Origin of the sequence: Clostridium aminobutyricum, assembly GCF_017255415.1 — a bacterium.
In the GTDB taxonomy this organism is placed as follows: Bacteria; Bacillota; Clostridia; order Peptostreptococcales; family Anaerovoracaceae; genus Aminipila; species Aminipila aminobutyrica.
The window spans coordinates 22,023-47,749 of record NZ_JAFJZZ010000008.1 but is presented as its reverse complement, the minus strand read 5'-3'; the positions used below and the strand labels follow the sequence as shown (position 1 = coordinate 47,749).

Genomic DNA, 25,727 nt, shown 5'->3' with positions numbered 1-25,727 from the left:
AAAAATGAATGTCTCATGGGATACTTTGCAATGCTTGAAAGAACTATTAAAAATTTTGGTATTCCCATGAGCCTTTATGCCGATAGGCATACAATATTCCAATCCCCAAACAAAGAGAAAGCTATTTTTGATTCCTCTATCAAGGTCAATGATACTCAATTTGGCAGATGTCTTAAAGAGCTTTCTGTTGAACTCATTCCTGCCCGTTCTCCACAGGCTAAAGGCAGAATTGAAAGGCTATGGGCTACATTACAAAGTAGGCTTCCTATTGAATTTTCAATTAGGAATATAACTTCAATTGACCAGGCTAATGAATTCCTTGCAAGCTACATTTATTCGTATAACAGTGAATTTGCCGTTGAGCCTGCTGATACAGATTCCATGTTCATTAAGCTGGACTCAGATATTAATCTTGATTATATACTTTGCATAAAGGAAACTCGGAACGTAGATTCCGGAGGCATATTCTCTTTTAATAACAAAACCTTTAAAGTAGAAGAAGGTTCTTATTCGGCAATGATTCCACTCAATACAAAGTGTCAAGTACTCACAAGCTCGAAGTTTGGTGTAAAGCTTCAATATCGAGGCATTGTGTTTGATGTATCCAGATGCATTCCTGCTAAGCGTAAACCGATACAAAAGAAAGAATCATGCACACCTTCAAGTCCGGCTGACAGTCATTACTATAAATATGGACAGTCTCTAGTTCCTAAATTAAACTACGATGAAACGGATCGTGAAATTATTTGTATGCTTGAAGATTTATTCTTCAGCAAGCAGGCATAAAGTATTTCTATCTAATCAATTATCTCTTAGTCGAGTTGACACGGGGGTGACATTTTCGCCCGATAATTAACTCGACTTAGGGGTGACATTTTCGAAAGTTATTGACAGTGAAGGTTGGAATTATCAATATAGGTCCCTTGGCCGACCCCCATTGTGAACATATTCGCATGTTCATTCAATAATGCCATGATTAATATGGTTCACTTTTTATAACTCATTCTGTTCTTATAAAAAGTTTCGTCTTTCAATAAATTAGATATGATGTAAAAATGACAGCTAATCTTAAAGTTTAGCTGTCACTACATGTATCATATTATTTAATTTTTAGTTATTCCATCTCAATCGTAGCAGGCGGTTTGCCCGTCAAATCATAAAACACCCTGTTTACATGTTTCACTTCATTTACAATTCTTGTGGTCACCTTTCCAAGCACGTCCCACGGAAGTTCTGCGGATTCTGCTGTCATGAAGTCGGAAGTGGTTACGGCACGAAGTACCACCGCATAATCGTAGGTTCTGAAGTCGCCCATGACCCCTACGGATCTCATGTTGGTAAGAGCCGCGAAGTACTGGTTGATATCCTTATCAATACCGGCTTTTGCGATTTCTTCTCTATAGATCGCATCGGCTTCCTGTACAATCTTTACCTTTTCTGCTGTGACTTCACCGATGATCCGGATGCCGAGTCCCGGGCCTGGGAACGGCTGCCTGAATACCAGATGATGAGGAATACCAAGTTCAAGACCTGCTTTTCTCACTTCATCCTTAAACAGCATACGAAGCGGTTCGATGATTTCCTTAAAATCTACACAGTCAGGAAGCCCGCCTACATTGTGGTGGGATTTGATGACTGCTGATTTGCCAAGTCCACTTTCGATCACGTCCGGATAAATCGTCCCTTGTACGAGAAAGTCTACCGTACCGATTTTCTTTGCTTCTTCTTCGAATACTCGGATAAATTCTTCACCGATAATCTTTCGCTTTGCTTCCGGCTCTTCTATTCCTGCAAGCTTGGTGTAGAATCTCTCCTGTGCGTTTACTCGAATAAAGTTTAGGTTATAATCTCCGCTTGGTCCAAATACGGCTTCGACTTCATCCCCTTCATCTTTACGAAGAAGACCGTGGTCTACGAACACACAAGTCAACTGATTTCCTACCGCCTTGGAAAGCATTACCGCCGCTACAGAAGAGTCCACTCCGCCGGAAAGAGCGCAAAGCACTTTTCCGTTTCCGACTTTTTCTTTGATAGACTTAATCGTTTCCTCTACGAAGGAATCCATCTTCCAATCACCTATACAGCCACAGACATCCTTTACGAACGCTTCCAGCATTGTTGTACCTTCCTGTGTATGATTTACCTCAGGATGGTGCTGCATTGCATAGAGGCCCTTTTCAGGGCATTCCATTGCTGCCACTGGGCATACCGGTGTGGAAGCAGTCGTCACAAAACCTTCCGGTGTTTTTGAAATATAGTCGGTATGGCTCATCCAGCAGATGGTCTTTTCCGATACATCTTTAAACAATGGGGACTTTTTATCAACAGTCACTTCTGTTCTTCCATATTCCGATACCGGTGCAGTTTCTACTTTTCCGCCAAGCTGATGGGCTAAAAGCTGTGCTCCGTAGCATAATCCCAAAATAGGAATACCCATCTTATATAATTCCGGATTGCACTGCGGAGAATCTTCTCCGTATACACTGTTCGGTCCGCCGGTAAAAATGATACCCTTCGGATTTAGCTCCTTGATTTTTTCCAGAGAAAGCGTATATGGATGCACTTCGCAATATACATTACATTCTCTCACTCGCCTGGCAATCAGCTGATTGTACTGACCGCCAAAGTCTAAAACGATAATTTTTTCTTGTTGCATTTTTGTCCTCTTTCGTTGTATTGCAATAAAAGTTATTTTTCATTTCAAATTTTAGAGCGCAGTTTACCCTCTATGATCTATCGGAGCGTATTATTGGAGGTATCCTTTAGGATAACGTCATGAGCTCCGCCTTCCACGATACTGGTTGCAGAAACCAGCGTAATCTTTGCATTCTTCTGAAGCTCAGGAATAGTTAACGTTCCGCAGTTACACATAGTAGACTTCACTTTATTTAAAGAGAGCTGTACATTGTCCTTTAAGCTTCCGGCATACGGAACATAGGAATCTACTCCTTCTTCAAACTTAAGGGTACCATCACCGCCAAGATCGTAACGCTGCCAGTTTCTAGCTCTATTGGAACCTTCACCCCAATATTCCTTTACATAAGTACCATTTATGTTAAGCTTATTTGTCGGAGATTCATCAAATCTGGAGAAATATCGTCCAAGCATGATAAAATCCGCTCCCATAGCCAGTGCCAATGTCATGTGATAATCGTATACGATGCCGCCGTCCGAACAAATCGGAATATAGATTCCGGTCTCTTCAAAGTATTCATCTCGCGCTTCTGCCACTTCGATAACGGCAGAGGCCTGTCCACGTCCGATGCCTTTCTGCTCTCTTGTAATACAAATCGAACCACCACCGATACCGATCTTGATAAAGTCCGCACCTGCTTCCGCCAAATAAAGGAAGCCCTCTTTATCCACTACATTACCTGCACCGATCTTAACGCTGTCACCGTATTTGCTTCTTATAAAATCAATCGTATCTTTCTGCCATTCGGAGAAACCTTCTGAGGAATCGATACAAAGTACATCCGCACCTGCTTCTACAAGCGCAGGAATTCTCTGTTCGTAATCTCTGGTATTCACACCGGCGCCCACCACATATCGCTTATGCTGATCCAACAATTCATTTGGATTTGCTTTATGGCTGTCATAGTCCTTACGAAATACAAAATGGGTTAAACGCTGATTTTTATCAATAATCGGAAGCGCATTCAGCTTATGATCCCAAAGCATATCATTGGCTTCGGATAAAGTACAGCCTTCCTGTGCATATACTAATGAAGAAAACGGTGTCATGAACTCAGAAATCTTCGTATCATTGCTCATTCTGCTCACTCTATAGTCTCTGCTGGTAACGATCCCTAAGATTTTGCCCTCCGCCGTTCCGTCATCGGTGATGGCTACAGTGGAGTGTCCGCTTCTTTTCTTTAATTCTAAAATATCCGCCAACGTTTGATCGGGTCTTAAGTTGGAGTCACTTTTTACGAATCCTGCCTTGTGGCTTTTTACTCTCTTTACCATGGCCGCTTGGCTTTCAATGGACTGGGAGCCAAAGATAAAGGAAATGCCGCCTTCTTTCGCCAGTGCAACGGCCATTTTGTCATCGGATACCGACTGCATGATGGCAGACACAAGCGGAATATTCATAATAATCGGGGCTGCTTCACCCTTCTTATACTTTACTACCGGTGTTTTTAAGCTTACATTGTCCGGGGTGCAATCCTTTGATGAAAAGCCCGGTACTAATAAGTACTCGTTAAATGTTCTTGATGGTTCATTGAAATACTGTGCCATTTCTCCTCCTTTTGCTTTTTTCATCCGCGTTATGCGGACTTTCATAGGCAACAAATTATAACTATCAATCAGTATCAAACTGATTTCGATTTCTTTTTTAACGTAAAACGCTGCTATTCCATGGTCTTTAGATAGCTGTCCCAATATTCTTCAAGGGTGATTCCCTTTGTATAGATCTCTTCCGCCGCAGTCTTTCCTACATAGCGTACATGCCACGGTTCATACATATAGCCTGTGATGTCTTCTTTCCCTAGAGGAAACCTTATGATGAAGCCGAACTTATGAGCGTTATCATTTAACCATTTCCCTTCCGCTGTATCAATATATTTTTTGGTCAGTTCATAATGGACAGACGGAGAGGAAACATCCGCCGATAAACCGGTCTGATGTTCGCTTTTGCCGGGCTGTGCGCTGAATGTATCTGCCGCAGCTTGTCCGTACGTGTTCACATAATTATTGTACAGCTGAGTCTGAAATTCATAACTTCTGTATGCAGTCGTTACAACGATGGTATAGCCTTCCTGTGCGGCAGCCTCAGACATTTGATTAAATGCTTGCGCGGCCTCTTCCCTCATATATCTTGAACTCGGACTTCTGTCTTCTGCATAATACTTGATCGCAGTTAGGTCAGACGGCTTGTACTCCTTGTCCACAGCATGTTGTTTATTGACAAGAATAAGTAAGCCCTTATTGATATCATTTGTTAAAGCTGTCGGTTGGATGGCTGATTGTGTCACCGCACCCGGCAATGCACCTTCCGAAGGATGTTTCACAGGACCTTCCGGTTGACCGCTGCCATGATTTGTGCCCCCTTGCGATAGTTCAAAGGCTGGCGGCAGTAGCCCGGAATGGCTTTCAGGATGAACACCGCTTGCCATCAGCGGTATCCCAAGTGAATAAAGAAAAGTTTGACTTACTAACAAGGCAACAGAAACAGCAACGATCAAACGCCTGGATAAGGACGTTTTTATTTGCTGCTTGTAAAAAATCATTTTTCGTTTTTCAGAAACGTAAAACTCACTCATGTCTACTCCCAATTGTCTGGATTTCGATTATTTTTCCCGATTTTTCCAGGCTCTACTCCCTTGTAATATGTCTTCTATTTAATATAAATAGCTTTGGGTTTAATTATACTATTTTATAACAAGTAGCGCTATAATACAACACAAAAGCGACCTATTTCAAAGTATTTTTGTCTAGAATTGGCTATTTTTAGCAATCAAAAGGATTTGACATTTATGAAAATTTCGAAGATTCATTTTCCGAACAAAAAATAAAAAGTCAAATTAATTGTACGGGATTTATCTTTTGTGCTTCCGTTTATATTATGAAAACGACGATATTTCCTTGTAATAAAATAGAGATAGCCTAAGGCTATCCCTATAATCGTAAATTTGAAATTTAAGTTTAAAAAAGTTTCTTTGCCATTTGAGTGGGCTTACATCATGCCGCCCATTCCACCCATGCCGCCGCCCATTGGAGGCATCATTGGTTCATCTTTCTTCGCATCAACGATACCTGCTTCCGTTGTAAGAAGCATTGCGGATGCGGAAGAAGCGTTTTGAAGCGCATATCTTGTCACTTTAGCAGGATCTACGATACCAGCTGTAATCATGTCCACATACTCTTCTGTCGCCGCATTGAAGCCAACACCGGTTTTGCTGTTCTTTACTTCAGCCACTACTACGGAACCTTCAAAGCCCGCATTTTCAGCAATCTGTCTAACCGGTTCTTCCAACGCTCTCATGATAATGTTTGCACCTGTCTTTTCATCCCCGGAAAGAGTTTCAATATATTTCGCAACGGCAGGGATAGCATTTACAAGAGCTACACCACCACCGGCTACGATACCTTCTTCAACAGCAGCCTTTGTTGCATTAAGAGCATCTTCAATTCGAAGCTTTCTTTCTTTCAGTTCTGTCTCCGTAGCAGCACCAACCTTGATTACTGCAACGCCGCCGGATAACTTCGCTAATCTTTCCTGAAGCTTTTCTTTGTCAAATTCGGATGTTGTATCTTCTAGCTGTGCTTTGATCTGACCGATCCTAGCCTTGATTTCATCCTGATGTCCTGCTCCGTCTACGATGACAGTGTTTTCTTTTGTCACCTTAACAGATGCAGCGGTACCAAGCATATCTAATGTAGCTTCCTTAAGATCATAGCCCACTTCTTCTGAAATCACTGTACCACCTGTTAGAACAGCAAGGTCTTCCATCATAGCTTTTCTTCTGTCACCGAAACCAGGAGCCTTCACCGCTACGCAATCAAATGTTCCTCTTAGCTTATTAAGAACTAATGTAGCCAGTGCTTCCCCTTCCACATCTTCTGCGATGATAAGAAGCTTTTTGCCCTGCTGAACGATCTGTTCAAGAATAGGAAGGATTTCCTGGATATTGGAGATCTTCTTATCTGTTAATAAAATGTATGGATTCTGCATAACAGCTTCCATCTTTTCTGTATCATTTACCATATAAGCGGATAAGTAGCCTCTGTCAAACTGCATTCCTTCCACAACTTCCAAAGTGGTTCCCATGGATTTGGATTCTTCAACGGTGATAACGCCGTCCTTGCCCACCTTTTCCATTGCTTCTGCGATCAGCTCACCGATATTGCTGTCTGCCGCAGATACAGAAGCCACTTGAGCAATGCTTTCTTTGCTTTCAACGGGCTTTGCAATATTCTGAATTTCTTCTACAGCTACATCAACAGCACCCTGAATACCCCTCTTCAAAACCATTGGATTCGCACCGGCAGCCACGTTTTTGAAACCTTCTCTGATGATGATCTGTGCAAGAAGTGTAGCAGTAGTCGTTCCATCACCAGCTACATCGTTTGTCTTTGTAGCTACTTCCTTCACAAGCTGTGCGCCCATGTTTTCTACAGCATCTTCCAGTTCAATTTCTTTTGCAATAGTAACACCGTCGTTTGTGATAAGAGGTGAACCGAATTTCTTGTCAAGAAGCACATTTCTTCCCTTCGGTCCAAGCGTAATTTTCACTGTATCTGCAAGCTGGTCAACACCTGCCTGTAATTTTCTTCTAGCATCTTCACCATAATAAAGTTGTTTTGCCATAATAAAATCCCTTCTTTCTTCTATTCAAATTTTCTAAACTCTCATTTTTCATGTATGTTTCATACATTTAAAAGCACGCAACAAGTGTCACATCGGCCCTCTTTGGCATTCTTCCCCCTACCGATGTTAATCTCTAATCTCAAAATCCTCATTCCTTATTTTACGATTGCTAATATATTTTTCTGTTCTATGATCGTGTATTCCTGTCCTTCATACTTCACATCTGTTCCAACGTATTTAGCGAAGATCACCTTATCCCCCACTGAAAGCTCCATCTTTTCCTCTTCTGTTCCAGGTCCTACTTCAATGACCTCTGCCATTTGCGGCTGTTCTTTTGCCTGTCCCGGTAATACGATGCCGCTCTTTGTCTTTTCTTCGGCCTCTACCATCTTGATTACTACTCTTGATCCTAAAGGTTTAATTCCAAAACTCATTTTAATATCCCTCCTGTAAAGTAATATATTTTTTAATAATTTTTTACTGATTTATGGGGCAGTGTCTAATTTTAATCTGCCAATGTACGTTGCGTTTGTTAGCACTCATTCTCATTGAGTGCTAATTCTATTTTAATCGAATCCCAATTAAAGTCAATACTTTTTTTAAATTTTTTCCTGCAATCTCTTCTACAAAAAAAGACATATCCCAATGTCTGGAATATGCCTTATATATGATATATATGATTTCCCCTTACAGGATATGCGTTTGTATTGCGATAAACAGCCACGGCAAAAATATGGCCGGTATTAAATTAGCTACCTTGATTTCTTTCACTTCCATAAAGTTAAATCCAATCGCGGCAATCAATAAGCTGCCTACCGCCGACATTTCCCTAATAATCTCTTCCGTCAACAGGTCTTTCATAAAAGTAGCACAAAGTGCAATACTGCCTTCATACAGTAAGACCGGAATAGCGGAAAACACCACACCAATACCCAATTGAGAAGCAAATATAATGGCAAGTATACCATCCAATATGGCTTTTGCGAAAAGCATTTCATTGTTGCCTTGAAGTCCGCTGTTTAAAGCTCCTACGATACTCATGGAACCTGTGCAAAATAAAATGGAGGTCGATACGAATCCTTGTGAGAAAGTTCCTCCCGAAAACCCCATTTTGTATTCAATCCATTGACCCAGCTTGTTCATACCTTTGTTGATATCCATTGCCTCACCGATCAATGCGCCGAGCACCAAGCTTAAAATCAACACCATCACCTGCTGATTTTGCAATGCCCCGGCTATCCCTATGTAAATTAAAGCCAGCGCGATTGATTTCATGACGATTTTTTCAAAACGTTCCGGCACACCTTTTATTACGTATGTTCCTAATACACCACAACCTGCAATTGCCAGTGCGTTTACCATTGCTCCTATCATAACTCCCCTTGTCCGTCTATTTTCTGCTGCTTACCGGTTATATGCTTCGAATATAGTAAAACAAATAATGCTGCGCAATTCCGCCGTATTCACCGAAATTCTGTTTTGCGTATTCAGCCATTGTTTTCACATCGTTTTCTTCGATCCCATAAAGTCGATTCATGACACGCTTTACCCATACATCAATAGGAAAGCTCTCGTGCTTTGCCATTCCATAGAGAAGGATGCAATTGGCGACCTTGGGCCCTACTCCGCAAAGCTGAGTCAGATAATCGTACGCTTCTTCCGTAGAAGCCTGCCTCATACGGTTTAAATGGCAAGCTTCCGATATGCAGGCTTCCGGGTCTTTTTCGCCTGCCACCGCCTTCGCCGTCTCCAAGATGTATTTGGCCCGATAGCCTAACCGAATGGGAGCTAAATCCTCTTCTGTCAGTCCGGCCAACCGAACAGCTGTTGGGAAGGAATAGTAACTTTTTCCGCGGTATTCTCCTGCATGTTCTCCAAAACGCTCACACAATCCGTCAATACACTTTTTTATTCTCGTGATATTGTTGTTCTGCGAAACGATAAAAGAAATTAACGCCTCCCACGATTCCTGCCTCAGAATGCGGATACCGTGCCCATAATCAATGGCCTTCGCCAGCACTTCATCTTTTTCAGACAGGAGTTTTTTTACTGCAGAATAATCCGTGTCTAAATCCAGATAAGGTTTCCACTTTTGTTCATATGCCTCTTCATCGATATTATCGATGATTAATGTTCCCGCAGACTTTTCATCTTCATACGGCTGGAACCGGATGTTGACAGGCATCCCGAAGGCAATCCCGTTATAACTTCCGTCTCGCTCTTTTGTCCATCGAAAACATTGTCCGGAATCAAACGTATGATCCGGATGAAAGTCTGTAATATTTTCTCTTACTACCATTTCTCTATACTAAACCTCTTATCTCCACATTCACGGAACATACATTGAAAGCCGTTATATATTCCACTCTCTCCGCAATTTCGGTTTGAAGAGCTTTTGCTTCCTCTATAATTTTGCTTCCGTAATTCAGATTTACCAGTACGGTTAATTCGAGTCCCTTTTTTGTGCTTTTAGTCAGTACGCTAAGCACCGAATCAACCGCTTCATTCGTACCGCCCAAATATTGAACAATATCCGTTACCACCTTATTGGAAATAAAAAACTCTCCAAGATAGCTGTAAGTCGGGCGCACCACCGAACGGTCGGTTTGCGTTTCCTTATTAAACCCAAAGTTTCGAATTCGTCTCAGCGGATGCAAAAAATACCCGGAGAAATCTGTTTTCAACTGACCTATCGGGGCAGGAATAACATGCTTTCCCAGCTCCACCCGCTGCTTCCTTGCTGCGGTTCGCTGGTCTTCTGTCGTAATCTCCTCAATAAAAATCCGCTCTTCTATCTCCGGCAGTTCCAGCCTTTCTGAAATACGATTAACCATACCCGTAGAGGTTCCCAGCAGTAATATCTTTTCCGGATCGGTTTCCTTTATTTTAGCCGCCACCTCTGCACGATGACTTTCATCGGTGAACAGAGCGGTCTTAATCGCACCTATTTTTGTCGCTTCTCTTTTTGCAGATTGACCTGCCAAAATACGACTTTCATATATAAAAAGGCCATCGTCAATAATAGCTGGAATTTCCATCTTCCCGCATAAATTCATGGCTTGATAACTTTTACCCGTTCCACTTTTTCCGACAAGGGAATAAACTTTCATCTTTACTTCTCCTTCTCCTTTTGTTATAATCTAGTTGGCTTGTTAGCACTTTAAAAAAGGAGGATTATCACTATGGCTTATAAAATTACAGATGCTTGTATCAACTGCGGAGCTTGCGCACCAGAATGTCCAGTAGAAGCAATCACTGAAGGCATTGGTGCGCACGTAATTGATGCGGACAAGTGTATTGATTGTGGCGCATGCACAAATTCATGTCCTACTGATGCAATCGTAGAAGGTTAATTTATAAATTCTACTATACTTAAGCGACCGTATTGCGGCAGTTTACTGCAAGGCATGCTTAGGTGAAATTCTTCGATTCAATTCGTAGATTATAACAAATAACCGTTTCAAAGGAAACGGTTATTTTCATTTTATCGCAGCTATTTGTTTTGATTTCTATTGATGTGATACGCAAGCGAATGCAGCCCGTCGCTTAAATGAACGTTTTCTACCGCTATATGATCCGGTACTTCAAGATCAACCGGAGCAAAATTCCATATGCCTTTCACTCCCGCAAACGCCATCTTATCAGCGATCTCTTGGGCAGAGTCCTTTGTTGTACAAATAATACCGATATCAATCGCATTTTCTTCTATATATTCCACTATGTTTTCATAGTCAAGAACACTGATGTCATTGATCTTTAATCCTATTAACTTAGGGTTTACTTCAAACAACGCGCAAACAATAAACCCTGCCTTATAATAGTAGGTATGATTTGCTATCGCCTGCCCCATATTGCCTGCCCCAACAACAATCATTTTGTATTCTCTGTCTAAACCTAAAATAATGCTGATTTCATTATAGAGGGCATCTACGTTGTACCCGTAGCCCTGCTGTCCGAAACCACCGAAATTATTTAAGTCCTGTCTGATTTGAGAAGCCGTATACCCAATTAAGTCACTCAATTCCCTAGAAGAAATCTTATCGACCCCTTTTCGCTGAAGTTCCTTAAGATATCTGCGGTATCTCGGCAATCTCTTGATTACTGCATTTGATATTTTTGTATTACTTTTCATATTCTGATTTTCCTTTTCCTCAAAATTAATCGTGGAAATCGTCGAACTGAAAAGCCCGCTTCCGCGGGCCCATCTACACTAGTTTAATTTTTCTTCAACATACCGAACGATGTCTCCAACACTCTGGAACTTTTCTGCATCTTCGTCAGGAACTTCAATATCAAACTCGTCTTCAATAGCCATGATAATTTCTACGGCATCCAGTGAATCTGCTTCAAGATCCTTCATAAGGTGTGTATCCATTCCAACCTGAGCCTCATCTACACTAAGCTGTTCAACGATAATCTCCTTTATCTTCTCAAATGTCATTTAATTAACCTCCATACTTTAGAAACTATATATTACCTATATACCATTTCATTTTGTTTCATTTTTCCTAATAGCCTGTCGACTAAAACCCATTATAATTTACTGTTTTAATATATGCAAGACTAATTTCAAAAAAAATTGTACAAATTTCAATGCAAGAAATGCGTAAAATTATTGATCTTGAAGCTCCAACCAATTGTTGTATGTTTCTTCCAATAACTGCTTTCTTTTTTCATTTTCTTCGTGATATTCCGCCAATAATATATGATCGCTGAACACTTTTTCTTCACACATCTTACTTTCAAAGTCGGAAATTTCAAGCTCCAAGCGTTCAATTTCCTGTTCCAGCCGTTTTTGTTCCCGTTCTTTTCTTCGTTCTTTAGCTTCCTGCTCCTTACTCCGCCTGCGCTGTTCGCTCGCACTTAACTCAGTCATTTTTTCTTCCGATTGCTGCATCACAAGTTCACTATTTTGCGTAAGATTTAATTCATTTAGATACTTTTTCCCAGATGCGATCTCTTGCTTTTTTTCCATGTAATAATCATACGAACCCAGATATGGTGTGATCCCATCTGTTTCCATTTCAAAAATCCGAGTAGGGATCTTATTTAAAAAATATCGGTCATGGGAGACGATGATAACCGTGCCTGGAAATTCCAAAAGAGCATCTTCAAAAATTTCCTTTGAAGCGATATCTAAATGATTGGTCGGTTCATCCAAAATGAGTACATTAGAGCCGGAAAGCATGAGTTTCAGTAAGGATAAGCGGGCTTTTTCGCCACCGGAAAGCGTTCCTACCTGAAGAAAAGCGCTTTCATTTCTAAATAAGAAACGTCCCAATAAACTCCTCATCTCCGTATCCGTATAGAGTCGGTAAGAATCCTTCATCTCATCAAAAACCGTATTGGCCGCATTCAGATTCTGCTGTTCTTGGTCATAATAGCCGAATTGCACATTGTGTCCGATTTTCAATCGTCCGCTGTCTGCTTCAAGATCCCGCATCATGATCTTAAGCAGCGTTGTTTTTCCAACCCCATTTGCCCCTACAATACAGATTCGTTCTCCTCTTTTGATGTCAAAATCAACGTTTTTAAAAAGCTCCTTACGGCGCGGACCGTAGCCAAACGCCTTTTCCAGACCTTCCGCCAGAAGTACGTCATTCCCGCTTTTAAATTGTTGCTTAAAATGAATTTTCATTTTCCCTACGACAGGTTCCGGCTTATCCAATACATCCATTTGCTGCAGGCGCTTTTCTCTGGATTGAGCCCTTTTAGCAAGCTTTTCCGTGCCATGCTGTTTGAACCGCCTAATGATTTCTTCCTGGCGAGAAATTTCCTTCTGCTGCTGTTCATACTTCCGAAGTTCTTCTTCCCGTCTCTGACGTTTCTGTTCGGCATAGGTAGTATACCCGCCTTGATATGTAACCAGTTTATGATTTTCTACTTCAAATATGCGATTAACCGTCTGATCTAAAAAATATCGGTCATGGGAAATCAAGATGACCGTTCCCGAATACGTCTTTAAATATTGTTCCAGCCACTTTAAGGTGCCTATGTCCAGATGGTTCGTCGGCTCATCCAGAAATAGAATATCCGGCTTTTTCAGCAGCAGGCAAGCTAAGGCAAGCCGGGTTTTTTCGCCGCCGCTAAGCGTATCTATTTTCTTATCATAGTACGCCTCTGTAAAAGCCATGCTGTTTAGGATACCGATCATTTCACTTTTATAGCTATACCCATTATGGCGTTTATACGCCTCCATCATTTCATCATACCGGTGCAAAATCTTGTCCACATCCTCTCCCTTCGAGGATTTTTCCGAGATTTCATGGGATAAATCTGCCATATCTCTTTCCAATTGTACAATATGTCCAAAGATGGCGCTGACCTCTTCCATTACAGTGTTGCTCAAACCAAAGTTTTCACTTTGCTTCAAGTATCCAATAGAAGTGTTGGAGGAGATGAAAATATTGCCTTCATCATAAGGCAATTGCCCCGAAAGTATATTCAATAAGGTGGTTTTTCCCGCACCGTTAGCACCCACAATACCGATTCGATCCCCTTCATTTACATGAAAAGAAATGTCTTTCAGGATCACATCTACTCCATACGATTTTGAAATATTCGTTGCCGAAAGTACTATCATTTATCTTTATTCCTTTTATTATAGTTTAATTTTAACCACTCAGTTTACTATCTAATTTTAGAGTATATTGATACATATATCTCTGCGAAGGAAAATTTCATCAGTGCACAGCTATATTGATTGCGTGTGAGGGCGCGTACATAGACGTACGTAACCGAACACGATATGAATATAGCGAAGCAATGGTGAAATTTAACGAGCAGATAAAGACAGATTCGGAAATGCATCCAGAGTCAGATCACTGACAAACCCCGCCTTATATTTGTAATATGCTGCGCAGCCGATCATGGCCGCATTATCCGTACATAAAATCGGTGACGGACAATATAATTGAATTCCATTTTTTTCGCATTGTTCATGCAGCATTTCTCGCAGCTTGCTGTTGGCCGCAACGCCTCCTGCTAGAACCAATTTATCCTTTTTCATCGCAAGGGCCGCAGTCACAGCTTTTGCGACGATGACATCCATCACGGCTTGCTGAAAGCTGGCAGCAACATCCGCTACCACCACTTCACGCCCCGCCTGTTTTTCTGAATTCAAATAGTTTAATACGCCTGTTTTAATGCCGCTGAAACTGAAATCAAAGCTTCCCTTTTCAAGAAATACCCGCTTAAACGGAATGGCCTGCGGATTTCCTTCTTTTGCGACTTTATCAATGAGCGGGCCGCCCGGATACCCGAGTCCAAGCACACGAGCTACCTTATCGAATGCTTCACCTGCCGCATCATCTCTGGTTCCGCCCAATACTTCAAAGGTATTATAATCTTTTACTTCAACAATATTCGTATGTCCGCCTGACACCACCAGAGCCATAAAAGGCGGCTCCAAGTCAGGATGTTCTATGTAATTGGCACTGATGTGCCCTTGAATGTGATGCACCCCGACCAGAGGAATATTCTTTGCGAAGGCAAAGGCTTTCGCTGAAGCAAGTCCTATGAGTAATGCCCCTACTAACCCGGGTCCGTAAGTGACACCGATTAGGTCCACTTCATCCCATGTCACACCTGCTTCTGCAAGTGCCTGATCGGTGACTTGGTTGATATTATCCAAATGATGCCTTGAAGCGATCTCCGGTACCACACCGCCAAACACCTGATGCACTTTTATCTGTGAAGAAATCACGTTGGACAAAACCTCACGCCCTTCAATCAGAAGGGCTACCGAGGTTTCATCACAGCTTGATTCGATTGCCATAGTTAAAAATTTTCCATTTTTCATTCCATTCTCCCGATGTAAGTATTTGCACTCACAATACATCTATTATCCGCAGACATATGCCTGCAGTTTTCACATGAAGTATAATCAGCCATGTTGAACGTGCTGAAATCATGCCTTCTTTCAAAGCGACTGCAATTCGTCATAGGTCTGCTCATCTCGTCATTAAAATCATCATAGTGATAGTTTTCATTTGTAGTATCAACACCACCATAGCCTGAATATCTCATCATCTTCGTAACCCTCCAAAATACTTTTTTTCTTTCCTTTAGTATCTCAAAGGGCTGAGGATTTATTCGCACGATGCGTTAGATTTTCTTCTCCACATAATGATTGCATCTTCGCCGTTATCCTGATAATAACCTTTTCTGATTCCAGCTTCTGTAAAATCAAATTTTTTATATAAATTTTGCGCCTGAATATTGGAAATCCTGACCTCCAGCGTGAAACTGTTCAATCCGGCCTGTTCTGATGCATCAAGCAGCACTTCAACCACTGCATTGCCGATTCCTTTTCGCCGGTATTCCGGAGCAACCGCCACGTTAGTGATATGGCCTTCCTCTAATATAGCCCAAAGGCCGGCGTATCCGACGATTTGTTCATTCAATTCCGCTACAACATAAAATGCCAGATTGTTTTCTTCAAGCTCCTGCCGGAACGCTTCTTCACTCCATGGAGCAGTAAAACAAACAAGATCCAAAGCGGCCATTTCCTCGATATCTGTGACTTCTGCTTTTCTGATGATTAAACTACTCATTCTGTCGTCCTTGGCTTTCCTCTAATTTTCGTTCCGCCTCAGCCTTTCTCATATAGTTTGGCTTTAACTCCTGATACTCTTTCAGCTGTCCCTCCCGATACAAGTCAAGGGCCAATCTCGCAACAGACGACGCAGTTTGACGGTTTACGCTTTCATTTGCAAACTCAACCTGTATATCGTTATTTAACGATGAGTTTTGCCATTGTTTGATTTTTTCTTTATAAGGTTCGACACCATCTCCAAAAAAAGTAATCGTATCATTCGGCTTACATGCCTGTTTGAGAAGTGCTAAAAGTTCTTCCAACGCATAGGCATCGCCTACAACGATCTCTTCTATGCCCTCCAGATTTCTCAGAGCGTTTTCCTTCCATTTGTATGCGCCTCCATATACCTGACTTCGTCTCGCATCAAAGATAGGGCAAAGGATGCCGCTCACATCCGGGGTATTATACAGAAAAGTTTTCAAGGTAGGTACCGAAATCGTTTTTAGTTGAAGGGCCTGAGCTAATGCCCTGGCGGAAGACACCCCTATTCGGATTCCCGTAAATGATCCGGGTCCTTCCGACGCTGCGATTGCTGTCAAATCGCCTATCTGCAATTGACTTTTTTCGAGCACTTTTTCTATCATCGGCATCAAATACTGCAAATGATTCAGTGTTCCTGTCGATACTTCTTCAAAAATTTGTTCTTTTTCATTTATAATGGCAACAGAAGCGGTGGCCCCTGTCGTTTCAATAGCTAATATGTTCATTTAATGTCCCCCGGTTCCTGTATCTCATACACTCTTTCGCCTTCAAGTTCTCCATAATAAATACGAATTATGACCGCATCCTCCGGAATTAACTCCATAATAAGATCAGCCCACTCTACCACGGAGACACCTTTGCCGAAAAAATACTCCTCATAACCTAATTCGTACATCTCCTCCGCATCATTAATTCTGTACACATCAAAATGGTATAAAGGCATTCTCCCGTCATGGTATTCCTGAACGATCGTAAAAGTAGGACTTGTAATCATTTCTTGAATCCCAAGACCCTGTGCTATATATTTGGTTAAAGCAGTTTTCCCGGTTCCTAAATCCCCGATCAATGCGACCACTTTACCCGGGGTTAAGGTTTCAGCAAGCTTTATCCCAAATTCTTTTGTATCTAGTTCATTTGTAATAATTATTTTTTTCATAAATTATATTTTAACATAGAATATTTTTTTATTAAACATCAAAATGGAATCTTCTCTTTTTGCAACATACTGCTTTTTCTTTAATAGATTTCAATTATATTGGTATTTTGTTCTTTTACTGTTATTTTATATATCATTTCCTCGATATATAAGATATATCTATAGAAATTATAAAGGGGAATAGATTATGCAAATTCATACAAATTCTGTTTTTTCAAATACCGGCAAACCATTTAATCCTGCCAATAAAAATACTTCCAGTAAGAATTCCTTGATAGATAGTCTTATGGACCAACGGGAAAGTCTGATTAAAAAGAGAAACGCGCTTATGGCAAAAACTGCTGAAAACGATCAGCCTTTGGATACCATACAAGATCAATTGAAAATCTATAATCAGCAAATTGAAAATCTGACAGCTCAAATAGCTCAAGAAACCCGTGCTGCCGCCAAGGAAACGGTACGCGACGCACAGACCAATCAAAATCAAATGCAGGACAATATAGATTCGTCTCCGAAAACTGAGGAAGAATTAACAAATGACAAGTTAAATCTTGTATCTAAATTAGGGACAAACTTTGATACCATCAAAATCATGGGCTCTATCAAAACCAAACTGGAAAGTGAAGCGAATGTTACCGAGAATCAAATTAATACAGACAACCAAAACAGAGCTGATTTTATAGAGCATGTAGCTTGGTCAAATCCGGAAGCCGCAAGCTTACTGTCCAAGCAAGGTGCCAGTGAAAACAAATATGATAAATTAGCATCGCTTACTATGCGCATTTCGGAACTGATGAATATGCTCGGAGACCAGATGACCGAAGCCCAGCAGGAGATAGAAGACACGAAATTGCAAGAAAAGATTCAGAATTTGATGCAACAATGGCACAAAAAAGAAGATATCGACAATGGCGACTCTGCTGGTAAAGCAGATTCGCAAGAGATTCCTGCTTCAAATAACGCCTTGATTAAACTTGATGAAGCTTTCAAACATGCGATGTCTGCGACAAAAGATTTCTCAGACAATCTTCCTCAATGGCTTCAAGAAGCAGAAGAAATCAATCTGTCAGGCATAAAAAAAGAAGATTTTCTGAATGACAAATTACGTGACTGGGAAGACAACTTACAAAAGAAATCCCCGGATGAATATGAATCATGGAAAAGAATAACTGCTTCTTTAGATATAACCGTTTAACAATAAAAGGGGGCCTCCCATATTATATCATTCGTTTTTGAGGCACCCTATTTTTATACATTTTTATTGTTTGATCGATCTACTTATGTAAAAATCCCGAAAGTCTCTTATATAATAAGAATGTGATGATGGAATTTACACCTGCTTTCAGTAAATTAAACGCGATAATATAAGGTAATAACCCTTTTACCACACTTACCGGAACCCCCATGAAATATGGCGTTACGATCAGATTGGCAATGACCATCATCACCGTCATCGTAGCAACACCCGCAGCAAGTGCAACCACTGCTTTGCCTCTGCTCTTATGTCCTCTATAAATAAGACCTGCAACTAATACAAAAGAGCCTGTAGCCAGAATATGCATGATGATTCCATATAATCCGCTCGCCGCGCTTACCGTGGTTCCCTGTATAATGGCTGTGACTGTTACTAACAGGATTCCTGCCAAAGGGCCGAACGCAAATGTTCCAATAAAAATCGGAATATCCGCAGGATCATATTCTAAGAAAGCAACCGGCGGAAAAATAGGGAAGTGTACTAAGTAAACCAGTACGACAGAAATAGCCACCAGCATTCCCATCTTGGCAAGTTTTATCGTTTTGTTCTGACTATTCATTTTTTTAGTTCCTTTCATATATACATATATAAAAAATCTCTGATCTGTTCAGAAAAGCGCGACTTCCGTCCTTCTGCATTTCTTTTAATCTAATAAAATCATACGATATTTCTCATTAGATAAAAAAAGCCCTGAGATTTCTCTCAGGGCAGCTCATGCGAAAATAAGCGTGAAAATACGCGTTTCTTTCATCCGGACTATACCGTCGGTATCGGAATCAAACCGATTCTGCCTTTCGGCTCGCGGACTCGTAGCGCAACGCTCTTTACCGCCGGTGAGGACTCACACCTCGCCCTGAAACAGATTGTTGTTCAGTTGTTTACAACCTTACAGTTCAGTATAGACTTAACTGATCTTTATGTCAACAGCTTTTAATTTGTCCGGGCAAAAAACATTTTTTATATTTCCTTCGTTAAACGGAAGATCGCATCGGCAAAAATTTTTGCGTTTAAGACGAGCTTTTCAATCTCTATGTATTCATTCTTCTGATGGGCTAAAGATGGTTCGCCGGGGAATACACTTCCAAAAGCGATAATATTCTTTGCAGCTCTCGCATAGGTTCCTCCACCGATCACAATCGGCTTGCTCTCAAAATCTCCGGTGTGTTCCTTATAAACTGCCATCAAGGTCTGTATCATCGGATCATCCGCAGGGATATAGATCGGGTCCTGTCCTTTCCCTTTGATGACTCCCATATTGTATTTATTGATTACAGGCATCATCGATTCGTATACGGCTTCCTCCTTAAACGTAACGGGATATCGAATGTTAATGGTCAGCCGCACTGCCTCATGATCTAAATCAATCTTTCCCACGTTGAATACAAGCTTGCCTGATGGTTCATCCGATAGGCCACAGCCCATGGAAGCGCCGTCCAATTCAAACCCAATATGGTTATTATAGAACTCAACGAACTCATTTACATCATCATTTATTATGTCAAGTCGACTCAAAAAATCCATTAATACCGTAATCGCATTGAGTCCTTCTTCCGGTCTTGCCCCATGCGATGAAATCCCCTGAACGGTTACTTCTAAGCTCTTCCCGATACCTTTACAATTTAATCTGGCACCATAAGCTCTTTGTCCTTCAGCAGAACAATTTTCATTTCTGTACTGCGCTGCCAGCTCTTTTACTTTCTCGTAGACTTCCATTTTATCGGCTCTCAATACTGCTCTGGCATTGTCCGCAACCATATTAGCTGCATTGCCGCCTTTTAAGCTTCGAAGTTCTAAGCCCTTGTTTATCGTCTTTCCTAATTTCTTCGCCAGATCAAATACAAGAATGCCCTTTTCACCATGAATGGCCGGATATTCGGCATCCGGTGTAAACCCGAAAGTAGGCGGTTTTACTTTGGACAAATAGTAGTCCATCCCTTTCCAGTTTGTTTCCTCATCGAGCCCTAAAATCAGCCGAACCTTTTTAGCCGGGATGATTCCGCTTTCTTTTAATGCTTTCATAGCATAATATGCCGCGACAATCGGCCCTTTATCGTCAAAAGTGCCTCTCCCGTAAATTTTGCCGTCCACCACTTGCCCGCTATAAGGATCAAACATCCAGTCCGTTCCCTCAGGCACCACATCCAAATGGCCGATAATTCCCATGATTTCATCGCTGGTCGCAATAATATCGCCAGCTTCGTCCGTCAAATATCCGCCAAATTCAATATGCCCTCCGTAGTGATCTATATTTTCGGTCTCAAAGCCGTCCTCTTCCGCTTTCTTTAACATGTAGGCAAAGGCCTCCGCTACCCCTTTCCCAAAAGGCGCATTCGGCAGTGGTTTATCTTCCACACTTTTGATTGCCACCAGCTCTTGGAGCATTTGTATCATTTCTTCTTCGTATTCATCAATTCGATTTAAGTATTCCATTTGCGTCCTCCAGTGCTTGCTTCGCCCTCAGCAAATGCCCTGATGCAGCAAGCGTCTCATTGGTATCTAAATTTCTGTCCAGCGGAATGATCTCATAAATCGGCTTATCTCCCGATGAATATTTTTCTACCCACGTAGGGATTGCACTCATTTGGATATCCGTGATTTTGTCTTCCGATTTAATATATTGAATCGTCACTTGAGCCAATATGCCTTGTTCTGTATATCGGTTGTCCAACGTTTCCGTTCTTTGATTGGAAATAAAATTCCCCATGCTATAAAACACCGGGACTGTCTTGCCCGTTGTTTCATTTTTGATATATTCCATTTCTTGAAGAACATGCGGGTGAGAACCGAAAATGATATCCACATCCATATCTTCTACACTTTTCTTCGCCATATATTTTTGCCACTGGTTCGCAGACATCTGATATTCTTCACCCCAATGATAATACAAGATGACAATTTGTGCACCATCTTGTCTGGCTTCCTCACAAACACTTTTTATTTCTTGTAGATCCGTATCAATGGTATCATAACTGAAGGAGTTGATCAGCTGGGCGCTTTCAGAGGAAATAGGATTACCGTTCATAGACGTTCTTCCGTTTCCGGAGGAAGTCTCATAGGTATACGGTATAACAGCAATTTTCACATCTTTCACTTCTACCATGGCGTATCTTTTTTCCTCGGTAGTAAGTCTGCTTCCTGCTGTATTCAGATCCATTCCCCGGAGCACCTCAAGCGTTCTCTTCATACCGTTCAGGCCTTTATCCATCATGTGATTATTGGCAGTCATTGCGACATCAAAACCTGTATCTTTCAATGCAGCGGCTAACGCATCCGGTGCAGAAAAGGTCGGATATCCGGTATACGGCTTTCCTGCGAAAGTAGTCTCAACATTACACAAAGCGAGATCAGCCTTGTAAATATAATCTTTTACGTATTTGTAGTTATTGTTGTAACTGTATGTACCTGTTTTCGAATCGTATTGGCAAGCTATCTGCGGATTATGAACCATAATGTCCCCTACACAGGTTATATTTAACTCAACTGGGGCCTCCGGTTCTTCTATTTCTTCATTCTGTGAGGTCTCTTGATTTGGATCGAAATAACTGCAACCACTAAAAAGCAGTGGGAATGCAATTAAACACCCCACTGCAATTAAATTCAATATCAGAAGCTTTGCTAATTGATTCGTTCTCTTAGCAATTTCCATATGTTCCCCTTACTGTACGTTTTCAACGCCTGCGATTTCAGGATATGATTCTTTAAGAATTCTTTCTACGACAGCTTTTAATGTCATAGTTGCACCTGGGCAGCCAGCACAATGGCCTTGCAATCTTACTCTAACAATATTGTCTTCTGTAAGCTCAACAAATTCGATATCTCCGCCATCTCTTTGCAAAAACGGTCTGATATTTTCTAAAGCATCTTTTATTTTCTGCTCCATCTCGATCCTCCTTTATTATTACCAATTTCTCTATTTCATGATTGGTATTCTTATTTTACCACAAAATCCGATAATTCCATAGTAAATATTTTATACGATTTTTGGCAATGTATACTTGTTGCTAATCTATTCCAGTCATACTTCTATTCACCCATATTGACAAGCGCAGGTTCCATTGTATAGACTGATTCAGCCTGTCCGCTATGAATCTGTTTCACTACTACGGATTTGATCGGGTCCCCGTTGATGTCAAAGGTAATGGTTCCGGAAGAGCCTGGAAATGATTTTGTTACGAACAGTGTATCTTTAAGCTTCTCGCCGTCTAAGGCCGTCCCTGCCTTATTTAACGTATCTACAGCGATCATATAAGCATCAAACGCTAAAGCAACCGCACTTTCAGGAACGGCATCTTTCCCGTACTTCGCTTTGTAAGCTTTTTTAAAATTATCCGACATCACGGTTGTATCCGTGTTCGGGTCAAAGATGGTTGAAAAGGTAACTCCTTCTGCCGCATCTTTTCCCATCGCCGTAATTAAATCTTGGGAATCCCAATGATCTGTTCCTAAAAACACGGCATGAACGCCTAGCTCTTTTGCCTGTTTCATAATCACAGCAGCATCATCAATTTTAGCCGGTAAAAATACTACCTGAGCGCCGGAATCCTTTATTCTCTGAAGTTCCGCTTTAAAGTCTTTATCTCCTGTATCATAGTCGCAGGTAACCACTATCGAAGCCGGATTCTCTGTCATCTGAATGTATTTATCAGAGAACCGCTGAGCAACCGCTGTCGCATAGTCATCATTTAACGGTCTCATAATCGCCGCAGAAGTGGTACCGAGCTTTTCCGTCGCATATTTAGCCAAAGCAACCCCTTGGAAGGATTCCAATAAGCATACTCTAAAATAATATGGATTGTTACTGGTCACCAATGGATTGGTATTCGTAATGGCAATAGCCGGAATTTTTGCATCCTCGAAGTATTTTACCGCAACCAGAGAATTGGCACTGCCGTAGCTTCCCAATACTAAGGCCACTCTTTTTTTAACGAGCTCTTTTGCAGCACTTTCTGCCACGTTAATGTCCGACTTATTGTCCACGTAGACCAGCTCTATTTGCTTTCCTAACGCAGTAGGAAACATGTCGTGAGCCAATTCAATACCCTCTATCTCCAATTTCCCCTTGTCCTTATCTTTACCGCTTAAAGGCTGAAATACACCAATCCGCACCGTTGCTTCCGGCTCACTTTCCTTTTCAAAGAATTCCACTTTAAAATTGTCAAATGTTGCACATGCTGACAAACTGCTGGATAGCAATAGCGTAAAAGCGATAACGAAGGCCAGTTTCATTTTATGTCTCTTTTTCATGTCTTTCATTGTATATAATCTCCCATTAATTATCCCATATCTTTATATATTAACAAAAGTTCTGCTTTTTTTCAATAGCAGGTGAACTTTTCACAAATGTGTGTTTAGCCCATTCTTCTGATGGTATATATAAATCATAATTAAATTATTTGCTGATGATAAGAAATATCTATCGATAGGTCTATCTTTTCAGCTAAATATCAAAATTTTTTAGATTATGGAGGATTAAGATTATGAAATGGACTTGTTCAATTTGCGGTTATATTCATGAAGGTGCGGAGGCTCCGGCACAATGTCCACAATGTAAGGTCAGCGGAGATAAATTCATAGCATCTCAAGAAGGTGCCAGAGAATGGGCTGACCAGCATGTAGTTGGAGTGGCTAAGGGTGTTGATCCTGAAATCCTGGAAGGTTTAAGGGCAAATTTCATGGGAGAATGTACCGAAGTTGGGATGTACTTAGCGATGTCCAGAGTAGCGCATAGAGAAGGCTACCCGGAAATCGGGCTTTATTGGGAAAAGGCAGCTTGGGAAGAAGCAGAACATGCTGCAAAGTTTGCTGAATTACTCGGTGAAGTGGTTACTGATTCTACAAAGAAGAATCTTGAATTGAGAATCGAAGCCGAAAACGGTGCTTGCGCCGGCAAGAAGACTCTTGCAACGTTAGCGAAGCAGCAGAATTTAGATGCCATCCATGATACGGTTCATGAAATGGCGAAAGACGAAGCCAGACACGGTTGTGCTTTTGAAGGACTTTACAACAGATACTTCAAATAAATCGGGCTCACAGCATAAAATCCCCTTTGACATCAGGAAACATCCTATGCCAAAGGGGATTTTATGTTTTTTAACGAAATTCATTTTATGTCAAACGGTTCTCAGGAGTATGTTTCCCTTATTATTCTCAGAAGGCACGAGTAAAGATATCGCTGTTTTCCAGCAGTTTCTCAACCGTATCAAATCCTAGTTGCTCAAGCAATTTAAGAACATAAGGATTTTCGATAGGAGTTTGGTAGAGTGCTTCATCTCCAAACCGATTGACGTTTTCACATCCTTCTTCTTTGTTAATCATCGCTTTTGGCCCACCGACACAACCGCCGATACACCCCATGCCTTCATAGAAATTAGCCTCATATTTTCCCCCTATCAATTCATTCAGCATCGCACGGCAACCAGGTACTCCGTCTGCATATTTCGTTCGAATCCGGATGTCACGATTAGGATTCAGATACTTTAACGTGTCTGAAACGGCTTCGCTTACACCGCCAGCGCGAGCATAGATGCGTCCTGCACGGGAGGTATTTTCTCTATCGTCGTCTTCCATGTCGGAGGGATTGACCTCCAGTGCTTCAAAGATATCATGAACCTCTTGGAAGGTAAGTACAAAGTCTACAGCATCGGCGACATCTTTTTCACGGGCCTCTGCTTTCTTAGCCATGCAGGGTCCGATAAACACCGTCTTGCTATTGGGATACAACGTCTTGATAGTACGGCCGCTGGCCACCATCGGGGACACAGATCCTGGAACATGCGGCATGAGCTCATGATATACCTTACGTATCATAGCGATCCACATAGGACAGCAACAGCTGGTCAGTTGATAGTCTGATTCTGTTGTGATATTGTGGTCAAACTCCAGTGCTTCCTTTAACGTAAGGATGTCCGCAAACAGCGCTACCTCAAGCATGCCTTCAAAGCCGATTTTTTTCAGAGCAGATCGGAGTTTTCCTGGGGTGACCGCTTGACTGAACTGACCAAGAAAAGCAGGAGCCACTAATGCATAAACATGTCCTTCATGTGAATCAAGCGCCTGTAACACCGGCATGATGTCTTTGCTAGAAGTCAGATTCTTGTATTTGCAAGCGTCAACACAAATGTTACACCCCACACATTGATTTGGGTCAATAGATATTCCATCGCCCTCTTTTGCCTTCATCGCGTCAAAAGGGCATCTGGCGGTGCAGTTCTCCTGCTCCTTTACATCGCAATCGCAATCCTCTAATCGCCAGATAACCGGATATTTTCGCGGATTTAACAGGCAATCAAGCTGTGTTGGATCACAATCGTCCCAATACGTGTTCCTATCCGCTCCATGCAGTGAAGACTTCACAAGTCTTCTATAGAGTTGTTCAAATGTTGCCATAATACATTCTCCGTTTCAGCTTTGCAAGGGCTGA

26 protein-coding genes and 1 riboswitch are annotated in these 25,727 nt (G+C 41.4%); of the genes, 4 read left to right on the top strand and 22 right to left on the bottom strand.

From position 1 onward, the window contains the following. The first annotated feature begins 30 nt into the window (after positions 1-30). The gene (locus tag JYB65_RS13185; RefSeq protein WP_206583155.1) at positions 31-786 is read left to right on the top strand and encodes a hypothetical protein; all 756 of its coding nucleotides are present in this window, start codon (positions 31-33) and stop codon (positions 784-786) included. A 328-nt stretch (positions 787-1,114) separates the two neighbouring features. Here JYB65_RS13185 and guaA read toward each other — a convergent pair whose 3' ends face one another. From guaA to JYB65_RS13145, 8 genes are all read right to left on the bottom strand, one after another. Next, entirely contained in the window at positions 1,115-2,656 is a 1,542-nt protein-coding gene (guaA, locus tag JYB65_RS13180; protein WP_206583154.1) for a glutamine-hydrolyzing GMP synthase, read from the bottom strand. 77 nt (positions 2,657-2,733) lie between these two features. After that, entirely contained in the window at positions 2,734-4,242 is a 1,509-nt protein-coding gene (locus tag JYB65_RS13175) for an IMP dehydrogenase (RefSeq protein ID WP_206583153.1), read from the bottom strand. 113 nt (positions 4,243-4,355) lie between these two features. Continuing rightward, positions 4,356-5,267, bottom strand: coding sequence for a M15 family metallopeptidase (locus JYB65_RS13170; protein WP_206583152.1), 912 nt, complete (start codon positions 5,265-5,267; stop codon positions 4,356-4,358). Positions 5,268-5,680: 413 nt separating this feature from the next. Continuing rightward, the gene (gene groL, locus JYB65_RS13165) at positions 5,681-7,315 is read right to left on the bottom strand and encodes a chaperonin GroEL (protein ID WP_206583151.1); all 1,635 of its coding nucleotides are present in this window, start codon (positions 7,313-7,315) and stop codon (positions 5,681-5,683) included. A 155-nt stretch (positions 7,316-7,470) separates the two neighbouring features. Next, a complete protein-coding gene (locus tag JYB65_RS13160) occupies positions 7,471-7,749 on the bottom strand; it encodes a co-chaperone GroES (RefSeq protein WP_206583150.1) in 279 nt (92 codons plus the stop codon). Between the two features lie 253 nt (positions 7,750-8,002). After that, complete coding sequence (locus tag JYB65_RS13155) at positions 8,003-8,689, bottom strand: DUF554 domain-containing protein (protein ID WP_206583149.1); 687 nt, start codon at positions 8,687-8,689, stop codon at positions 8,003-8,005. A 37-nt stretch (positions 8,690-8,726) separates the two neighbouring features. Further along, the gene (locus JYB65_RS13150; RefSeq protein ID WP_206583148.1) at positions 8,727-9,614 is read right to left on the bottom strand and encodes a DNA-3-methyladenine glycosylase family protein; all 888 of its coding nucleotides are present in this window, start codon (positions 9,612-9,614) and stop codon (positions 8,727-8,729) included. 4 nt (positions 9,615-9,618) lie between these two features. Then, complete coding sequence (locus JYB65_RS13145; protein WP_206583147.1) at positions 9,619-10,425, bottom strand: Asp23/Gls24 family envelope stress response protein; 807 nt, start codon at positions 10,423-10,425, stop codon at positions 9,619-9,621. A gap of 72 nt (positions 10,426-10,497) precedes the next feature. Here JYB65_RS13145 and JYB65_RS13140 point away from each other — a divergent pair, with 72 nt between their 5' ends. Continuing rightward, positions 10,498-10,668 (top strand): DUF362 domain-containing protein, encoded by a 171-nt coding sequence (locus tag JYB65_RS13140; protein ID WP_206583146.1) that lies wholly within the window; start codon positions 10,498-10,500, stop codon positions 10,666-10,668. A 140-nt stretch (positions 10,669-10,808) separates the two neighbouring features. Here the strand turns inward: JYB65_RS13140 and JYB65_RS13135 are convergent, their stop codons facing one another. The 8 genes from JYB65_RS13135 to tsaE form a co-directional block, all read right to left on the bottom strand. Then, entirely contained in the window at positions 10,809-11,447 is a 639-nt protein-coding gene (locus tag JYB65_RS13135) for a redox-sensing transcriptional repressor Rex (protein ID WP_206583145.1), read from the bottom strand. A 78-nt stretch (positions 11,448-11,525) separates the two neighbouring features. Further along, positions 11,526-11,756 carry an acyl carrier protein gene (gene acpP / locus JYB65_RS13130; RefSeq protein ID WP_206583144.1) on the bottom strand — a complete coding sequence of 77 codons (231 nt, stop codon included), beginning with the start codon at positions 11,754-11,756 and terminating at the stop codon, positions 11,526-11,528. Between the two features lie 171 nt (positions 11,757-11,927). Beyond that, positions 11,928-13,898 (bottom strand): ABC-F family ATP-binding cassette domain-containing protein, encoded by a 1,971-nt coding sequence (locus JYB65_RS13125; protein ID WP_206583143.1) that lies wholly within the window; start codon positions 13,896-13,898, stop codon positions 11,928-11,930. A gap of 192 nt (positions 13,899-14,090) precedes the next feature. Continuing rightward, positions 14,091-15,116 (bottom strand): tRNA (adenosine(37)-N6)-threonylcarbamoyltransferase complex transferase subunit TsaD, encoded by a 1,026-nt coding sequence (gene tsaD, locus JYB65_RS13120; protein WP_206583142.1) that lies wholly within the window; start codon positions 15,114-15,116, stop codon positions 14,091-14,093. Beyond that, on the bottom strand, positions 15,113-15,346 hold the full coding sequence (locus JYB65_RS13115) for a hypothetical protein (protein ID WP_206583141.1): 234 nt from the start codon (positions 15,344-15,346) through the stop codon (positions 15,113-15,115). Before JYB65_RS13115 ends, tsaD begins: the two co-directional genes overlap by 4 nt. Before the next feature lie 59 nt (positions 15,347-15,405). Then, the gene (gene rimI, locus JYB65_RS13110) at positions 15,406-15,870 is read right to left on the bottom strand and encodes a ribosomal protein S18-alanine N-acetyltransferase (protein ID WP_206583140.1); all 465 of its coding nucleotides are present in this window, start codon (positions 15,868-15,870) and stop codon (positions 15,406-15,408) included. Further along, positions 15,863-16,621: a tRNA (adenosine(37)-N6)-threonylcarbamoyltransferase complex dimerization subunit type 1 TsaB gene (gene tsaB, locus JYB65_RS13105; protein WP_206583139.1), complete on the bottom strand. Its 759-nt coding sequence runs from the start codon at positions 16,619-16,621 to the stop codon at positions 15,863-15,865. Before tsaB ends, rimI begins: the two co-directional genes overlap by 8 nt. Further along, positions 16,618-17,052 (bottom strand): tRNA (adenosine(37)-N6)-threonylcarbamoyltransferase complex ATPase subunit type 1 TsaE, encoded by a 435-nt coding sequence (gene tsaE / locus JYB65_RS13100; protein WP_206583138.1) that lies wholly within the window; start codon positions 17,050-17,052, stop codon positions 16,618-16,620. Before tsaE ends, tsaB begins: the two co-directional genes overlap by 4 nt. Before the next feature lie 187 nt (positions 17,053-17,239). Here tsaE and JYB65_RS13095 point away from each other — a divergent pair, with 187 nt between their 5' ends. Next, a complete protein-coding gene (locus JYB65_RS13095) occupies positions 17,240-18,247 on the top strand; it encodes a hypothetical protein (RefSeq protein ID WP_206583137.1) in 1,008 nt (335 codons plus the stop codon). Between the two features lie 79 nt (positions 18,248-18,326). On the opposite strand, the gene JYB65_RS13090 is transcribed toward JYB65_RS13095, so the two are convergent. The 5 genes from JYB65_RS13090 to JYB65_RS13070 form a co-directional block, all read right to left on the bottom strand. Beyond that, complete coding sequence (locus tag JYB65_RS13090; RefSeq protein WP_245156682.1) at positions 18,327-18,866, bottom strand: ECF transporter S component; 540 nt, start codon at positions 18,864-18,866, stop codon at positions 18,327-18,329. A 176-nt stretch (positions 18,867-19,042) separates the two neighbouring features. Beyond that, a riboswitch (FMN riboswitch) is annotated at positions 19,043-19,172 on the bottom strand. Between the two features lie 92 nt (positions 19,173-19,264). Beyond that, the gene (gene pepV / locus JYB65_RS13085; RefSeq protein WP_206583135.1) at positions 19,265-20,737 is read right to left on the bottom strand and encodes a dipeptidase PepV; all 1,473 of its coding nucleotides are present in this window, start codon (positions 20,735-20,737) and stop codon (positions 19,265-19,267) included. Then, a complete protein-coding gene (locus tag JYB65_RS13080) occupies positions 20,715-21,953 on the bottom strand; it encodes a CapA family protein (protein ID WP_206583134.1) in 1,239 nt (412 codons plus the stop codon). Before JYB65_RS13080 ends, pepV begins: the two co-directional genes overlap by 23 nt. 9 nt (positions 21,954-21,962) lie before the next feature. Then, the gene (locus JYB65_RS13075; protein WP_206583133.1) at positions 21,963-22,187 is read right to left on the bottom strand and encodes a NifU family protein; all 225 of its coding nucleotides are present in this window, start codon (positions 22,185-22,187) and stop codon (positions 21,963-21,965) included. Between the two features lie 143 nt (positions 22,188-22,330). After that, a complete protein-coding gene (locus JYB65_RS13070) occupies positions 22,331-23,560 on the bottom strand; it encodes an ABC transporter substrate-binding protein (RefSeq protein ID WP_206583132.1) in 1,230 nt (409 codons plus the stop codon). A 221-nt stretch (positions 23,561-23,781) separates the two neighbouring features. On the opposite strand from JYB65_RS13070, the gene JYB65_RS13065 reads away from it, so the two are divergent. Beyond that, positions 23,782-24,327 (top strand): rubredoxin-like domain-containing protein, encoded by a 546-nt coding sequence (locus tag JYB65_RS13065; protein ID WP_206583202.1) that lies wholly within the window; start codon positions 23,782-23,784, stop codon positions 24,325-24,327. Positions 24,328-24,454: 127 nt separating this feature from the next. Here the strand turns inward: JYB65_RS13065 and JYB65_RS13060 are convergent, their stop codons facing one another. Continuing rightward, positions 24,455-25,693 (bottom strand): [Fe-Fe] hydrogenase large subunit C-terminal domain-containing protein, encoded by a 1,239-nt coding sequence (locus JYB65_RS13060; RefSeq protein WP_206583131.1) that lies wholly within the window; start codon positions 25,691-25,693, stop codon positions 24,455-24,457. Positions 25,694-25,727: the final 34 nt, after the last annotated feature.

Bases quoted from the DNA above. Each gene is read 5' to 3' on its own strand.
- JYB65_RS13185 (WP_206583155.1), top strand. From the start codon at position 31: ATGCTTGAAAGAACTATTAAAAATTTTGGTATTCCCATGAGCCTTTAT.
- guaA (WP_206583154.1), bottom strand. From the start codon at position 2,656: ATGCAACAAGAAAAAATTATCGTTTTAGACTTTGGCGGTCAGTACAAT.
- JYB65_RS13175 (WP_206583153.1), bottom strand. From the start codon at position 4,242: ATGGCACAGTATTTCAATGAACCATCAAGAACATTTAACGAGTACTTA.
- JYB65_RS13170 (WP_206583152.1), bottom strand. From the start codon at position 5,267: ATGAGTGAGTTTTACGTTTCTGAAAAACGAAAAATGATTTTTTACAAG.
- groL (WP_206583151.1), bottom strand. From the start codon at position 7,315: ATGGCAAAACAACTTTATTATGGTGAAGATGCTAGAAGAAAATTACAG.
- JYB65_RS13160 (WP_206583150.1), bottom strand. From the start codon at position 7,749: ATGAGTTTTGGAATTAAACCTTTAGGATCAAGAGTAGTAATCAAGATG.
- JYB65_RS13155 (WP_206583149.1), bottom strand. From the start codon at position 8,689: ATGATAGGAGCAATGGTAAACGCACTGGCAATTGCAGGTTGTGGTGTA.
- JYB65_RS13150 (WP_206583148.1), bottom strand. From the start codon at position 9,614: ATGGTAGTAAGAGAAAATATTACAGACTTTCATCCGGATCATACGTTT.
- JYB65_RS13145 (WP_206583147.1), bottom strand. From the start codon at position 10,425: ATGAAAGTTTATTCCCTTGTCGGAAAAAGTGGAACGGGTAAAAGTTAT.
- JYB65_RS13140 (WP_206583146.1), top strand. From the start codon at position 10,498: ATGGCTTATAAAATTACAGATGCTTGTATCAACTGCGGAGCTTGCGCA.
- JYB65_RS13135 (WP_206583145.1), bottom strand. From the start codon at position 11,447: ATGAAAAGTAATACAAAAATATCAAATGCAGTAATCAAGAGATTGCCG.
- acpP (WP_206583144.1), bottom strand. From the start codon at position 11,756: ATGACATTTGAGAAGATAAAGGAGATTATCGTTGAACAGCTTAGTGTA.
- JYB65_RS13125 (WP_206583143.1), bottom strand. From the start codon at position 13,898: ATGATAGTACTTTCGGCAACGAATATTTCAAAATCGTATGGAGTAGAT.
- tsaD (WP_206583142.1), bottom strand. From the start codon at position 15,116: ATGAAAAATGGAAAATTTTTAACTATGGCAATCGAATCAAGCTGTGAT.
- JYB65_RS13115 (WP_206583141.1), bottom strand. From the start codon at position 15,346: ATGATGAGATATTCAGGCTATGGTGGTGTTGATACTACAAATGAAAAC.
- rimI (WP_206583140.1), bottom strand. From the start codon at position 15,870: ATGAGTAGTTTAATCATCAGAAAAGCAGAAGTCACAGATATCGAGGAA.
- tsaB (WP_206583139.1), bottom strand. From the start codon at position 16,621: ATGAACATATTAGCTATTGAAACGACAGGGGCCACCGCTTCTGTTGCC.
- tsaE (WP_206583138.1), bottom strand. From the start codon at position 17,052: ATGAAAAAAATAATTATTACAAATGAACTAGATACAAAAGAATTTGGG.
- JYB65_RS13095 (WP_206583137.1), top strand. From the start codon at position 17,240: ATGCAAATTCATACAAATTCTGTTTTTTCAAATACCGGCAAACCATTT.
- JYB65_RS13090 (WP_245156682.1), bottom strand. From the start codon at position 18,866: ATGAATAGTCAGAACAAAACGATAAAACTTGCCAAGATGGGAATGCTG.
- pepV (WP_206583135.1), bottom strand. From the start codon at position 20,737: ATGGAATACTTAAATCGAATTGATGAATACGAAGAAGAAATGATACAA.
- JYB65_RS13080 (WP_206583134.1), bottom strand. From the start codon at position 21,953: ATGGAAATTGCTAAGAGAACGAATCAATTAGCAAAGCTTCTGATATTG.
- JYB65_RS13075 (WP_206583133.1), bottom strand. From the start codon at position 22,187: ATGGAGCAGAAAATAAAAGATGCTTTAGAAAATATCAGACCGTTTTTG.
- JYB65_RS13070 (WP_206583132.1), bottom strand. From the start codon at position 23,560: ATGAAAGACATGAAAAAGAGACATAAAATGAAACTGGCCTTCGTTATC.
- JYB65_RS13060 (WP_206583131.1), bottom strand. From the start codon at position 25,693: ATGGCAACATTTGAACAACTCTATAGAAGACTTGTGAAGTCTTCACTG.